Origin of the sequence: Streptomyces boncukensis (assembly GCF_011045075.1) — a bacterium.
In the GTDB taxonomy this organism is placed as follows: domain Bacteria; phylum Actinomycetota; class Actinomycetes; order Streptomycetales; family Streptomycetaceae; genus Streptomyces; species Streptomyces boncukensis.
Map to the genome: position 1 here is coordinate 16,114 of NZ_JAAKZZ010000033.1, position 12,070 is coordinate 28,183.

Sequence of the window (12,070 nt, forward strand, 5' to 3'; positions counted from 1 at the left end):
AATGGGCACGAAGAACGGCTGCCGGGGTGGGGCGCGCTGCTCCCCTCCGGCCGGAAGGAGGCGCTGGGTGATCGAGCTGGAGGGGGTTCCCGAGCTGGTCGACCCAGTCATGGTGGCCGCGTTCGAAGGCTGGAACGACGCCGGTGACGCCGCCTCCACCGCGGTCGGTCATCTGGAGCGGGAGTGGAAGGGCGAGGTCTTCGCCGCGCTGGATGCGGAGGACTACTACGACTTCCAGGTCAACAGGCCGCAGGTCTGGCTGGACGGCGGGGTCCGCAAGGTCACCTGGCCGACGACCCGGCTCTCGGTCGTCCGCGTGGAGAGCGCGGACGGCAAGGGGCGGCAGCGCGACCTCGTCCTGGTGCGGGGCATCGAGCCGAGCATGCGCTGGCGCTCGTTCTGCAACGAGATCCTCGGGTTCGCGCACGAGCTGGGCGTCGAGCTGGTGGTGGTGATGGGCGCGCTCCTGGGCGACACCCCGCACACCCGTCCGGTCCCGGTGAGCGGGGTGACGTCCGACCCGGATCTGGCCCGCACGATGCAGCTGGAGGAGTCCAGGTACGAGGGCCCGACCGGCATCGTCGGCATCCTCCAGGAGGCGTGCACCCACGCGGGCGTCCCGGCCGCGAGCCTGTGGGCCGCCGTGCCGCACTACGTGTCGCAGCCGCCGAACCCGAAGGCGACCCTCGCGCTCCTCAACCGCCTGGAGGACCTGCTGGAGGTGCGCATCCCGATGGGCGAGCTGCCGGAGGACGCGCGCGCCTGGCAGCTGGGCGTGGATCAGCTCGCGGCCGAGGACAGCGAGGTCGCGGAGTATGTGCAGTCGCTGGAGGAGGCCCGGGACACCGCGGAGCTGCCGGAGGCGTCCGGTGAAGCCATCGCAAAGGAGTTCGAGCGTTACCTGCGCCGCAGGTCCGGCTCCGCCCGCCCCCCGAAGCCGACGGGTGACCCGCCGAGAACCGAGTCACCCGATGATTCGGAGGACCCGGACGACTGACGGGCCGTGTCCGGCGCCCCCGGGGCCGTGTCCGGCGCCCCGTAAGGGGCGCGGTTCCCCGCACCCCCTCCGGGGCGCGCCCCCGGCGTCGGCAGGCAGCACGCACGATCCGCCGGACACGGCCCGATACCGCACGCCCCGGTTACAGCGCGACCCCCAGCAGGGCGTCGACCGTACGGGAGACCAGTCCGGGCGCCCCCTCGTCCGCACCGCCGCTCTGCCGCTGCGCGTCCGCCCAGCGGTCGACGGCGGCCAGCGCCGCGGGCGCGTCCAGGTCGTCCGCGAGAGCGGCACGCACCTCCTCCAGCACCGCCTCCGCGGCCGGGCCGTCGGGCCGCGAGACGGCCGCGCGCCAGCGCGCGAGCCGCTCCTGGGCCTCCTCCAGCACCGCGTCCGTGTACTCCCAGTCGGCGCGGTAGTGGTGGGCCAGCAGTGCGAGCCGGATGGCGGCGGGGTCGACGCCCTGGCGGCGCAGCGCCGAGACGAACACCAGGTTTCCCTTGGACTTGGACATCTTCTCGCCGTCCAGGGCGACCATGCCGGCGTGCAGGTAGCTCCGTGCGAAGGGGAACTCGCCGGTCAGCGCCTGGGCGTGGGAGGCGCCCATCTCGTGGTGCGGGAAGGCCAGGTCGGAGCCGCCGCCCTGCACGTCGAAGCCCATGCCGAGGTGCTCCAGGGCGATGGCGACGCACTCGATGTGCCAGCCGGGGCGCCCCGGCCCGAGCGAGCCGCCGTCCCACTGCGGCTCGCCCTGACGCGCCGCGGACCACAGTAGCGGGTCCAGCGGGTTCTTCTTCCCGGGGCGCTCAGGGTCCCCACCACGCTCGGCGGACAACAGGCGCATCGTTTCTGCACTGTAGTGGGACACCCCGCCGAAGTGCGGGTCGGCGTCCACGGAGAAGTAGATGTCACCGTCGAGTTCATAGGCGGCTCCGGCGTCGCGCAGCTGCTCGACCATCGGCACGATCCGGGGAATGGCCTCGACGGCGCCGACGTAGTGCTGCGGGGGCAGCATCCGAAGGGCCGTCATGTCCTCGCGGAAGAGGGTGGTTTCGCGCTCCGCCAGCGCCGCCCAGTCCTCCCCCGTCACGGCGGCCCGCTCCAGCAGCGGGTCGTCGATGTCGGTGACGTTCTGTATGTAGTGGACCTGCCGCTTGGTGTCGAGCCACACGCGCTGCACGAGGTCGAACGCGTTGTAGGTCGCCGCGTGCCCCAGGTGGGTGGCGTCGTACGGGGTGATCCCGCAGACGTAGATTCGGGCGACGGGACCGGGGGCGAGGGTGACCCGTCCGTCGGTCGCGGTGTCGTGGACGTCGAGGTCGCGGCCCTGACCGGGCAGGACGGGGACCTCGGAAGCAGGCCAGGCATGCATGCCAAGAGCTTAACCCGGACACGCGTTCTGTATACGGGCCGATCCCTGCGGGTGCCACGAATCCTCCGCCGGCCGAGCGCCCCCGCCCGACAGCACCGCGCCGGACCCTCTCAGACGGGCGGCCACGGGATGGCGGGCCAGTCGCCGCTGGGCAGCGGATGCCGGCCGGAGCTGAGCATGGCCCCGGCCCGCTTGCGTACCGCCTCGACCTCGGGCCCGGTGAGCAGCCCGGACAGCCGGGCGGCGAGCGGGGCGCCCTCCGCGAGGTCAGCCGTCAGCTCGTGCAGCACCGCCACGGCCTCGCCCGTCAGCTCCTCCCCCGCCCAGCCCCACAGCAGCGTGCGCAGCTTGTCGTCGGCATGGAAGGTCACACCGTGGTCGATGGCGTACAGCCGGCCGCCGGGCACCCGCAGCAGGTGGCCGCCCTTGCGGTCGCCGTTGTTGATGACCGCGTCCAGCACGGCCAGGCGCCGCAGCCGCTCGTCGTCCGCGTGCACCAGCAACGCGGTCCTGCCGCCGCCGACGTCGGCGAAGCCGACCGCCTTCCAGCCCGCCCCCGGCTCGTCCCCCTCGACGAGGGCGAGCAGCGGCTCCTCGTCGTCCTCTCCCCCCTCGGCGTCCTGCCCGCCGGGGTCCTCATCGGCGTGCGGGGCCGGGCCGACCCAGACCTGGCACATGCCCTCGCCGTACGGCCCGTCGCGCAGCACCGTCGGCGGGATCAGCTCCCATCCGGTGGCACGGCACACCTCGTAGGCGGCGACCTCGCGCCGGGCCAGGCTGCCGTCGGGGAAGTCCCACAGCGGGCGCTCGCCGCGCACCGGCTTGTAGACGCACGGCAGCCGCTCGCCGCCCCGCTCGACGGTGCCGTACAGCACCGCGTTCGAGGCGTCGGGTATACGGCCGTGCAGGCTGAGGGTGCCCTCCGCGAGCAGAGCCGGCGTGCCGCCCCCGGCCCCCGCTCCGCCGTCCCCGGTCATACGGTGCTCATTCGCTGCGGCGGTATCCGTTCTGGCGCGGACATACATGTCCCTCCGGGTCGAGCGGCAGGCTGCACAGGGGGCACGGCGGGCGGCCGGCGTTCACGACCTCCAGGGCCCGTTTGGCGAACGACCGGGCCATGCTGCCGCTGATCCGCACGCGCAGCATCGGGGGGCCGTTCTCGTCGTCCTGCAGCAGCCGCTGCTCGGCGTCCGCCAGGTCCTCGTCCGAGTCGGGCTCCAGATCGACGATGGCCTGGGCCTCGACGACCATCCGCTCGCCCTCGCCGTCCCAGGCCAGCGCCATGGTGCCGACCCGGAACTCCTCCTCGACCGGGCTGTCCAGCGGTCCGGTGTCCTCGACCTCGGCGGGCGCCACGGCGGGGACGGGCGCGTTGCCGCCGGAGCGGCGCACCACTTCGTCGAGGAGCTCGTCGATCCGCTCGGCGAGCGCCTCGACCTGTGCCTTCTCCAGCGCCACGCTCGTGGTGCGGCCGCCCCCGGTGGCCTGGAGGAAGAAGGTACGGCGGCCAGGCAACCCGACCGTTCCGGCTACGAACCGGTCCGGCGGGTCGTACAGGAACACCTGACGGGACACGTCCTGCTCCGTAGAAGTCGACAGTCGGTTGTGCGGGAAAGAATGCGCTGAAGGGGATCGGACACTGGCACCCTACTGCCCGACGATCATCACGCCTACGCTCCGCCCCCCACGGCGGCCATTCCGTGACTCCCGGAGGCCGCGTCGTCCTCCGTTTCGTCCTCCTGCTCCGGGGGCGGCGCGAGTGAGCCCAGTTCTCCGGTGTCGCCCAGGCGCAGCAGGAACGGGCGCCTGGGGGTGTAGCCGATGGCGGTCACCGAGCAGGGCCCGACGGCGATCCGCTGGAAGAGGTCCAGGTGCATGCCCAGTGCGTCGGCCACCAGGGACTTGATGATGTCCCCGTGCGAGCACATCAGGTAGACGGCCGACGCGCCGTGCTCCGCCTCGACACGGGCGTTCCAGTCCCGCGCCGCCTCCACGGCCCGCGCCTGCATCGCGCGCAGGGACTCGCCGCCGGGGAAGACCGCTGCCGAGGGGTGCTGCTGCACGGTCGCCATCAGCGGCTCCTCCGCCAGCTCGGCCAGCTTGCGCCCGCTCCACTCGCCGTAGTCGCACTCGCTGATCCGCTCGTCCTCGTACACCGGCAGGCCGTCGCGCGCCCGGGACAGCGGTTCGAGGGTCTGCTCGCAGCGCAGCAGCGGGCTGCGGACGGCGGCGGCGAGGGGCAGCCCGTCCAGCCGGCCGGGCAGCGCGGCGGCCTGCCGGCGGCCGAGTTCGTCCAGTGCGACGCCTGGGGTGCGGCCCGCCAGAACGCCGGAGGTGTTCGCCGAGGACCTGCCGTGCCGTACGAGGATGAGCGTGGGCATGGCAGCAACCCTAAGCGAGGGGCGGTGCGTCGTGTCGTGCGGTTCCCGCTCCGCCCCGCGCCGTCGGTGTGCGCCGCGTTACGCGAACCCGGGGGCCGCCTCCGCGGGGCCGCCCAGCGCGTTGCGGCGCTCGGGCATGCGCAGGCTGACCATCCGGCGCCAGCCGACGAGCCGCTCGTACAGATAGCGGGCGTGGATCCCGGCGGCCAGCAGCGCGGCCTTGGCCCGGGACCACCCCAGGATGCGGCCCATCCGGCTCATCACGGCGAGGCTCACGTCGCGGTAGACGCGGACCTCCGCCTGGGCGCACTCCCGCAGCAGCGACTGGATGGTGCGGCCGTGGCCCGCGCGGGCGAGGCGCAGCAGTTCCTCGTGGCAGTAGGCGAGGTGGTTGTCCTCGTCGTGGGAAATCATCCTGACCGCCCGGCCGACCTCCGGGTGGTCGCCGAGGACCTTCTTCAGCAGGATCATCTCCTCCGAGGCGCGCTGCTCGGTGACCCGGCTGTGCGCCAGGTAGGTGATGATGTCCCGCTCGGACAGCGACTCGTCCGCGCGCAGCTTCTCGTGGGCCAGACCGATGCCGAGGCCCTCCAGCAGCATGGTGTAGTCGGTGTCCTCGGGGACCTCCGCGGCGTCCAGCCCGCGCTTGCGCAGCAGGGCGCTGAAGATGCGGCCGTGCTTGTCCTCGTCGGCTCCGTGCCGCACCACCTTGGGCGCGAGCTCCCGCTGGCTCTCCGGCAGCAGGGCCGCGATCCGGGCGTTCTCCCAGCCGCCCTGTGCCTCGCCGCTGGCCGCGATGGAACAGAAGAGCCGGAAGGACTCGTCGTTGTCGTGGATTTCCTGGAACAGACTCTTCGCAGAGAGCATCACTGCCACCTCCGTGCACGACATCCGCGGGAACCGAGTCAAGTGCGGTCTGCGCGGTCCGGCAACAGGTGACGAGCGGATCTGCGCCGAACGGAGGACAGGTTCCGGCGCTGTGCGCCGGGTGGCCCCGGGTGCGTAACCCCGGACGGCCGGACGGCGTTGTGTCCGGTGACGGCCGTGGCGGGGTAGACCCCCCGAGCCCCCACCACGGCCGCAGGTGCACCGCGATGCCGCGCCAGGGGGCGGTCCACGCCCGTCCGGGGCTTTCGCGCCCTTAGTGCCGTGGCCGGAAGGGCACTAGGCGAGCCCGGCCCGCTCCAGGGCCTCCATTCCGGACCGCAGGGAGGCGAGCCGCTCCTCCCGGGTGAACCCGGCAGGCGCCAGCGAGAGGGTGGTGACCCCCGCGTCGGCGTAAGCGCGCATCCGGTCGGCAATCCGCTCGACGGGGCCGATCAGCGTGGTGGAGTCGATGAGGTCGCGGGGGACGGCCGCCGCCGCGGCCTCCTTCTCGCCCGCCAGATACGCGTCCTGGATCTCCGCCGCGGCCTGTCCGTAGCCCATGCGCTGGGCGAGCCTGTTGTAGAAGTTCTGCTTGCGGCTGCCCATGCCGCCGACGTACAGCGCGGTGTACGGGCGGAAGAGGTCGGCCAGCGCGTCGATGTCGTCGCCCACGGCGAGCGGCACGGTCGGGCACACGTCGAAGCCGTCCAGGGTCTTCTCCGCCTTGGCGCGCCCGGCGCGCAGGTGCTGGAGCGTGGTCTCCTCGGCGTGCTCGGGCGAGAAGAAGATCAGCAGCGCGCCGTTGGCGATCTCGCCGGTCTGCTCCAGGTTCTTCGGGCCGATGGCCGCGATGTAGAGCGGGATCTCCTCGCGCTCGGGGTGCACGGTGAGCTTGATCGGCTTGCCGGGTCCTTCCGGCAGCGGGAGCGTCCAGTGCTGGCCCTGGTAGCTGAGGCGCTCGCGGGACATGGCCTTGCGGATGATCTCGACGTACTCGCGGGTGCGGGCGAGGGGCTTGTCGAACTTCACGCCGTACCAGCCCTCGGACACCTGCGGCCCGGAGACTCCGAGCCCGAGCCGGAAGCGGCCGCCGGACAGCGAGTCGAGGGTGGCGGCCGTCATGGCGGTCATCGCGGGGGCGCGGGCCGGGATCTGGAAGATGCCGGAGGCGACGTCGATGCGGCTGGTGTGGGCCGCCACCCAGGCGAGCACGGTGGCGGCGTCGGAGCCGTACGCCTCGGCCGCCCAGCAGACCGCGTAGCCGAGCCGGTCGGCCTCCTGGGCCACGGCGAGGTTGTCGGCGTCCATGCCCGCGCCCCAGTAGCCCAGATTGATGCCCAGCCGCATCTGCATCGCGCTCCCCTTACTGATCAGTAATGTCCCTGACCCCCCGGACTCTAGCGCCCGCCACAAGTACGCTCAACGCCCATGGAGCTAAGGCACCTCGGCCGCACTGGCCTGCGGGTATCCCGGATCGGGCTCGGCACGCTCAACTGGGCGCGCCACACGGGCGACCACACCTCGGCCGAGCAGCACGCGGCCGACCAGCTCAAGACGTTCTGGGAGGCGGGCGGCACGCTCGTCGACACGGCCGATGTGTACGCGGACGGCGGCGCGGAGTATCTGCTGGGCCGGCTGGTCCAGGACCTGGTGCCGAGGCGCGACCTGGTGATCGCGACCAAGGCCGGCAGCGTGCCCGACCCCGACCGCCGGTTCGACGGCTCGCGCGGCCATCTGCTGGCCGCGCTGGACGCCTCGCTGGAGCGGCTGGGCACGGACTACGTGGATCTGTGGCAGGTGCACGCCTTCGATCCGCTCACCCCGCTGGACGAGACCCTGCAGGCCCTCGACATCGCGGTGAGCAGCGGCCGCGTCCGGTACGCCGGGGTGTCCAACTTCTCCGGCTGGCAGCTCGCCAAGGCGGCCTCCTGGCAGCTCGCCGCGCCCGCCACCCGCACCCGGCTGGCCAGCACCCAGATGGAGTACAGCCTGCTGCAGCGCGGCGTCGAGCGCGAGGTGCTGCCCGCGGCGCTCGACCTGGGCGTGGGGCTGCTGCCGTCGTCGCCGCTGGGGCGCGGCGTGCTGACCGGCAAATACCGGGGGCAGGGCGCGCCGCCGGAGGGCTCGCGGGGCGCCTCGGAGCAGCTGGCGGCCTTCGTGGAGCCGTATCTGGACGGGGCGGCGGGGCGGATCGTGGACGCGGTGACGATAGCGGCGGACGGGCTGGCGCTGCCCCCGCTCCAGGTGGCGCTCGCGTGGGTGCGGGACCGGCCGGGCGTGGTCGCGCCGATCGTCGGCGCGCGGACGGCGCAGCAGCTCACGGCGGCGCTGTCAGTGGAGGGTCTTACTCTTCCTGAAGAAATCTGCCAGGCGCTGGACGACGTGTCGGCGCCGGTGCACCGCTATCCCGACCATGACTGGAGCGAGCTGTGACGAACGCCAAGGCAGCCGAACTCCTCGCGGCCGTCCGCGCGGTGGAGAGCGGCGAGCGCTCCGCCGCGTCCTTCTTCGCCGAGCCGGCGCAGCCGCAGCGCCCCCAGCGCCCGCAGCACCCGCAGCACCCCCAGGCGGGCGAGCGCGGCGCGCCCGCGTCCGCCGGCGGCCCGGGAGCGCGCCACGGCGCCGCCGCGCCGCGGCCCCCCGTCCCGGCGCCGGACGAACTGCTCGCGCTGCTGCGGGAAGGCGGGGCTCCGCAGGAGCTGGGGCGGCGGGTGGCGGAGACCCTCGGCGAGGGCGCGGCCGAGCTGCTGCGGGACGATCCCTGGAAGCTGCTCGCGGTCCCGGGCGTGCGGCCGGAGCAGGCCGACGGCTTCGCGCGCGCCCTGCTCGGCGGCGAGTGCGGCCCCGACGACCCGCGCCGCACCGAGGCGCTGGTCGTCTGGCTGCTGGGGCGCGCCGCGCTCGCGGGACACACGGCGCAGGACCCCGCCGAGCTGGCGCGGGCCCTCGCGGGGCACTCCGTGGCCGACCCGGAGGAGGCAGTGCGCGGCGCCGTGGAGACGGGCGCCGTGCTGGTGTTCGAAGACGCGCTGGATGCGGGCCCGGCCCCCGCGCCCCCGGAGGAGAGCGAGGACGAGGCGGACCGGCCGGTGCGGATGCTGGTCGGACTGGACAGCTGTGCGCTGGCCGAGGAGAGCCTCGCGGACGGGCTGGCCCGCCTGGTCACCACGTTCGCACCGGAGGCGGACGAGGCCGCGGGGCGGGACGGCGCCGCCTGGTCCCGGGCCGCCGCCGCGGCGCCCTCGGCCTCGGCGGGCGAGCTGATCACCGCGGCGGCCCGCCACGGCCTGGTCGCGCACACCGGCGGCGAGGCGGCGCGCGCCGAGCCCGCGGCGCTGCTCGCCGCCGCGCGCGCCCTGGGCCTGCGGGCATACGCGGCGACGCACACCGGGAACGGACGCGCCCGGCTCGCCGAGCTGCTGCCCCCGGGGACGGCCCCCGGAGGCGATGCCGGCGCCGGAGCCGGCCCGGGTGCGGATGGCGCGGCAGCCGCGGACCCCGGCGGGCGGGAAGCGGGCGAGGCAGACCCGGCACAGGCCGCGGCGCAGGCGACGGACGCCGCGGCGGCGGACGTGGCCGCGGACGCGGCCGCCGGGGAGGGCATGGCGGGCGCGAGCGACGGGGCGCCGGGCGCGGACGAAGCGCTGGTGACCGTCTCCGGGCTCCTCACGGGCAGCGAAGGCCCCGGGCGCGACGAGGACGGCGCCTGGGAGCTGGACCTGCTCATCGTCTGCGACGCACCCCAGCTCGACACGGAGACGGCCGCAGCCCTGGTCGAGTCGCTGCGGGACGGCGCGCGGCTGGTGCTGAGCGGGGACCCGCTGCAGCTCGGCTCGGCCGGCCCCGGCCAGGTGTTCCGCGATCTGCTCGCAGCCCGTTTCGGCGAGCACATCGCATCCCGTACGCCGGACCCCGGCCCGCTCGGCGAGCTGGTCTCGGGGATCGGGATCGGCGAGCTGCCGCAGGTCGAGGCGCCGGAGAAGGAAGTGGTGATCGTCCCCGTGCAGGACGCGGGCGAGGCCGTGCACCGCTCCGTCCAGCTCCTCGCGGACTCGGTGCCCCGTGCGATCGGCGTGCCCCCCGAACGCACCCAGGTGATCACCCCGGGCCACGGCGGCGCCGCGGGGACCCGCGCGCTGAACGCCGCCCTCAAGGAACGCCTCAACCCCGGCCCCGGCCGCTTCGGCGGCTTCGACCCGGGAGACCGCGTCGCCCACTCCCCCGTCCCGGGCCGCACGGTGATGGGCACCGTGGTCTCAGCGGACGAGGCCGGGCTGCGTCTGGACTGCGCGGGCCGCACCGGAACCGTGCCCCGCGAGCGGGTCGCCGAGACCGTACGGCACGGCTGGGCGGTCACCGCGCACCAGGCGGCGGGGATGCGCTGGCCCGCCGCCGTGGTGGTGCTCCCCGGCGACGCGGCGGGCGCCCTCTCCCGGGAGTGGGTGTACACGGCGTTCGGCCGGGGTGAGCGCCATCTGTCCGTGGTACACGGCGCGGGCGAGGCGCTGCCCCGCGCGGTCGCCGCGGACCCGGGCGGCGAGCGCGTCACCCGGCTGCGGACGCTGCTGGGCGAGGCATCGCGCGCGCAGGCGGCGCCGCAGGAGTGAACGGCTGCGCCACGGGCGCGGCCGGCCTCGCCGTGTTCGCGCCTCCGCAGCTCTCGCCTCAGCAGCTCTCGACTCCGCTCGGGCAGGGGGTGCCCCTTCCCGTCCGCGGACCGCTCCCCCCCGGCGGCGGAGCGCGCGGCACGGGCGGGGCAGCCCCTGCTCAGCAGGGACCGCCGGCCCCCTAACGGACCCGGTCGTCGTCCGGGTCGACCTCCTCCTCGTCGTCGCCGACCTCCTCGATCTCGTCGTCCCCGTCCTCCGGGCCGTACTCGGAGGCCAGGGCCCCGTCCTCCTCGGACGTGACGTCGAAGCGGCAGATGACGCGCTCGGGGTCGATCTGCTCGAAGGGCGCGGCGAGCCACTCCCCCGGTTCGCTGGGCTCGTCGCCCGCGAGGACCCACAGCGTGGAGTCCCCCTCCTCCAGCCCGAACTCCTTGTGCCGGGAGGTGATCTCGTCGGGCTCGTACTCCCCGAAGAGCACACCCAGCGCCGCGTGCACGCTGCTCCCCGCGGAGTCCTCCCCCGCACCGGCGTCCTCCGCCGACTCCGGATCGAGATCGGTGACCCGCTGGGCCTGGGAGAGCAGCCGCTGGGGCTCGACGATGGCATAGTCCTGGCGGATCAGGATGCTCAGCGCGTGCGGTGCCTCGGGCCCGGCGTAGGCAGGCAGACTGTCGCTGCCGGGGATCTCGAACGGGGTGACCTCGTCGTAGACCTCGTACAGCAGCTCGTCATAGGTCTCCCCCGCGGCGGCCAGTTCATCGAACGCGGCATAGACGGCGGTGTCGTTCGCGGAGGCGTCCCGATCGGCAGCGCCCGGTTCCGCCACCCGTCGCTCGATGGCTTCGAGGTGCCGGTCCAGCGCGGCTTTGACCGCCTCGACGGCGGCGCGTACGTCGGCAGCGGTGGGCTGCGCAGCATCAGACATACCGCAGACGCTATCCGCAGACGGGCACTGCCCGCACAATAGATGAGATGCCGGAATACGAATTTCGCGATGTGTACGTACCACGTGGCGTCTCCCGGAGGGCCGCGACACAGCTGCTGACCGACCATGCCGAGTACGGACACTGGGAGTTGGCCCGCACGCGGCTGTACCCGGACGGCAGCCGGCGGGTGCGGCTGCGCCGCCGGATCATCCGCCAACTGCGCGTCACATGGTGATCGTCGGTGACCCGGACACGCCGCGGTGCCGGTGGGGCGGGCCCGGCCAGGGGCCCGCCCCACCGCGGTGCGAGGGGGGAGAGTGCGCGCGTCGGGTGACGGACGGACCTCAGCAGCGCGCGGCGGTGCGCGAACGCCGGTAGAGCACGTAGCCGCCGAGCACCATTCCGACGCCGAGCGGCGCTGCGAGCCCGAGCTGGCTCCCCGCGCCCGTCTGTGCGAGCTCGCCGGACGCCTGGGGCCGCGCCGCCGGGTCCTGTGTGCCGGCCCGCGCCGGGGCCGCCCGGCCCGTGGGGTCGGCCGCCGTGTGCGCTGCGGGCATCGCGGACGCCTGGGGCCGGGAAGAGCCGACGACCATATCCCGGTTGCCGGGATCCTCCAGGTCGTCCGGGGTCATAGGCCGGTCGGACCGGCCGGGGCCACCGGGGGCGCCGGGAGAGTCCGGCGTTTCGCCCGGGGGCGGCTGGTGCGGATCCCCCGGCGCACCGGACCCGTCCGGACCCCCGGCCCCGCCCGGCCCACCGGAACCACCGGGGTCGCCGGAACCGCCGGAACCGCCGGGATCAGCGGAACCGCCGGAGTCACCGGGATCAGCGGGATCACTGGGATCAGCGGGATCTCCGGGAAGCGGGAGTGCCTGGTCGTCCGGCGTCCCCGACGAACCACTCCCGTGGTTCCCGCC

12 protein-coding genes are annotated in these 12,070 nt (G+C 74.4%); 4 read left to right on the forward strand and 8 right to left on the reverse strand.

Features of this window, described 5'->3' with window-relative positions; translation table 11 throughout:
- Positions 1-67 precede the first annotated feature (67 nt).
- On the forward strand, positions 68-997 hold the full coding sequence (locus G5C65_RS05495; protein ID WP_165297475.1) for a PAC2 family protein: 930 nt from the start codon (positions 68-70) through the stop codon (positions 995-997).
- 142 nt (positions 998-1,139) lie between these two features.
- Here the strand turns inward: G5C65_RS05495 and mshC are convergent, their stop codons facing one another.
- The 6 genes from mshC to G5C65_RS05525 all read right to left on the reverse strand — a co-directional run bounded on the left by mshC (position 1,140) and on the right by G5C65_RS05525 (position 6,964).
- Positions 1,140-2,369 carry a cysteine--1-D-myo-inosityl 2-amino-2-deoxy-alpha-D-glucopyranoside ligase gene (gene mshC, locus G5C65_RS05500; protein WP_165297476.1) on the reverse strand — a complete coding sequence of 410 codons (1,230 nt, stop codon included), beginning with the start codon at positions 2,367-2,369 and terminating at the stop codon, positions 1,140-1,142.
- Between the two features lie 110 nt (positions 2,370-2,479).
- Entirely contained in the window at positions 2,480-3,346 is an 867-nt protein-coding gene (locus tag G5C65_RS05505; RefSeq protein ID WP_165297477.1) for an SCO1664 family protein, read from the reverse strand.
- Between the two features lie 7 nt (positions 3,347-3,353).
- Entirely contained in the window at positions 3,354-3,944 is a 591-nt protein-coding gene (locus G5C65_RS05510; protein ID WP_165297478.1) for a DUF3090 family protein, read from the reverse strand.
- Between the two features lie 95 nt (positions 3,945-4,039).
- Positions 4,040-4,750: a histidine phosphatase family protein gene (locus G5C65_RS05515; protein WP_165297479.1), complete on the reverse strand. Its 711-nt coding sequence runs from the start codon at positions 4,748-4,750 to the stop codon at positions 4,040-4,042.
- A 78-nt stretch (positions 4,751-4,828) separates the two neighbouring features.
- A complete protein-coding gene (locus G5C65_RS05520; protein WP_165297480.1) occupies positions 4,829-5,617 on the reverse strand; it encodes a ferritin-like domain-containing protein in 789 nt (262 codons plus the stop codon).
- Positions 5,618-5,914: 297 nt separating this feature from the next.
- Entirely contained in the window at positions 5,915-6,964 is a 1,050-nt protein-coding gene (locus tag G5C65_RS05525; RefSeq protein WP_165297486.1) for an LLM class F420-dependent oxidoreductase, read from the reverse strand.
- A gap of 81 nt (positions 6,965-7,045) precedes the next feature.
- Between G5C65_RS05525 and G5C65_RS05530 the strand changes: the two genes are divergently transcribed.
- Together G5C65_RS05530 and G5C65_RS05535 are read left to right on the forward strand one after the other, a co-directional pair.
- A complete protein-coding gene (locus G5C65_RS05530; protein ID WP_165297481.1) occupies positions 7,046-8,050 on the forward strand; it encodes an aldo/keto reductase in 1,005 nt (334 codons plus the stop codon).
- Entirely contained in the window at positions 8,047-10,224 is a 2,178-nt protein-coding gene (locus tag G5C65_RS05535) for a helix-hairpin-helix domain-containing protein (protein WP_165297482.1), read from the forward strand. The genes G5C65_RS05530 and G5C65_RS05535 overlap by 4 nt, the downstream gene beginning before the upstream one ends.
- Positions 10,225-10,405: 181 nt before the next feature.
- On the opposite strand, the gene G5C65_RS05540 is transcribed toward G5C65_RS05535, so the two are convergent.
- Entirely contained in the window at positions 10,406-11,152 is a 747-nt protein-coding gene (locus G5C65_RS05540; protein WP_165297483.1) for a hypothetical protein, read from the reverse strand.
- Between the two features lie 47 nt (positions 11,153-11,199).
- On the opposite strand from G5C65_RS05540, the gene G5C65_RS05545 reads away from it, so the two are divergent.
- Complete coding sequence (locus G5C65_RS05545; RefSeq protein ID WP_165297484.1) at positions 11,200-11,388, forward strand: DUF5703 family protein; 189 nt, start codon at positions 11,200-11,202, stop codon at positions 11,386-11,388.
- 109 nt (positions 11,389-11,497) lie between these two features.
- Here the strand turns inward: G5C65_RS05545 and G5C65_RS05550 are convergent, their stop codons facing one another.
- Entirely contained in the window at positions 11,498-11,785 is a 288-nt protein-coding gene (locus G5C65_RS05550; protein ID WP_165297485.1) for an LPXTG cell wall anchor domain-containing protein, read from the reverse strand.
- Between the last annotated feature and the right edge of the window lie 285 nt (positions 11,786-12,070).